The 1,515-nt window shown below is 70.6% G+C and carries 1 protein-coding gene; it reads left to right on the top strand.

Translation table 11 applies throughout. The features are described from left to right. The first annotated feature begins 85 nt into the window (after positions 1–85). Positions 86–1,482 (top strand): IS3 family transposase gene (locus CJ226_RS17750; protein ID WP_370428832.1). Its coding sequence is split into 2 segments (ribosomal slippage): positions 86–422 and positions 422–1,482, totalling 1,398 coding nucleotides; the frame shifts between segments, so codons are not numbered across the junction. Positions 1,483–1,515: the final 33 nt, after the last annotated feature.

Genomic DNA, 1,515 nt, shown 5'->3' with positions numbered 1-1,515 from the left:
CCCTGTGCGTCAGGATGGGGTGAGACACCAGCACTGCTGACCTTCGCACTGCACGGGGCGAGAACGGACCAATACTGAGATGACGATGACGGTTGCTGACGTCGGCACCGATGATGGGGCTATGGCTCCTCGTGCTGACCGGCCCAAGAGGCGGACGTTCACCGCCGAGTTCAAAGCGGCGATCCTGGCCGAGTACGACGCCGCGGACCGCTCTGGGCGTGGGGAGATCCTGCGCCGGGAGGGCCTGTACACCTCCCACATCATCGAGTGGCGCAAGGCCGCGGCCGCCGGCTCGCTGTCCGGGCTGGGCAGCAAGCCGCGGGACCGGCGCGAGCGGGAGCTGCAGGCGCTACGGGCCCGGGCGGAGAAGGCCGAGGCCGAGCTGGCCAAGACCAGGGCGGCGCTGGACCTGATGGGAAAAGCACACGCGCTCTTGGAGACGCTCTCCGAGAGCGCGGACAAGCCGCCGCGGTCGCCGCGGTGATCAACCCGGCCGTCGACGGGCTGGCCGAGCACGTCGGCACCGCGGCTGCGTGCGCGCTGCTGGGTCGCTCCCGCGCCAGTCACTACCGGGCCAAGAACCCGCCACCGCCACGTCCACGGACACCGCGGCCGGCACCGGCGAACAAGCTGTCCGCCGCCGAGCGGGCCCACGTGCTGGCCGTGTTGACCAGCCAGCGGTTCGCGGACAAGTCGGTCGCCCAGGTCTGGGCCACGCTGCTGGACGAGGGCACCTACCTGTGCTCGATGTCCACGATGCACCGGATCCTGCGCGAGCACGACATGGCCGGGGAACGGCGCCGGCAGGCGAGCCACCCGCCCCGGACCCGGCCCGAGCTCGTCGCGACGGCGCCGGGGCAGGTGTGGAGTTGGGACATCACAAAGCTCAAGGGGCCGGAGCGGGGCGTGTACTACGACCTGTACGTCGTGCTCGACATCTTCTCCAGGTTCGTCGTGGGCTGGACCATCGCGGCCCGCGAGGACGCCGAGATCGCCAAGAACCTGCTCGAGCACGCCATGGGCATCCATGGCGTGCCGGAGGCGATCCACGCCGACCGCGGGACCTCGATGACCTCCAAACCGGTCGCTCAGCTGCTCGTCGACCTCGGGGTGGCCAGGTCGCACTCCCGCCCGCACGTGTCGAACGACAACCCTTACAGCGAGGCGGCGTTCAAGACGCTGAAGTACGCCCCGGTCTTCCCCGAGCGCTTCGGGTCCCTGGCCGACGCCGGCGCGTTCGCCGAGCAGTTCTTCGCCTACTACAACCACGAGCACCGCCACTGCGGGATCGGGCTGCACACCCCCGCCAGCGTCCACTTCGGCACCGCCGGGCAGGTCCGCGCCCAGCGCCAGGCCACCCTGGACGCGGCCTACGCCGCCCGTCCCGAGCGCTTCGGCCACCGCCGACCCCAGGCGCCCAAGCTGCCCGAGGCCGCCTGGATCAACCAGCCCTCACAGGAGGCCCTCATACAGACCGCCTGACGGAATCTGTCTCACCCGCCTTGACACTTTCCG

Origin of the sequence: Microbacterium sp. UMB0228 (assembly GCF_002871415.1) — a bacterium.
Classification (GTDB): Bacteria; Actinomycetota; Actinomycetes; order Actinomycetales; family Microbacteriaceae; genus Microbacterium.
Note: the sequence above shows the minus strand (reverse complement) of the source record. Positions and strands in the feature narration are given on the sequence as shown.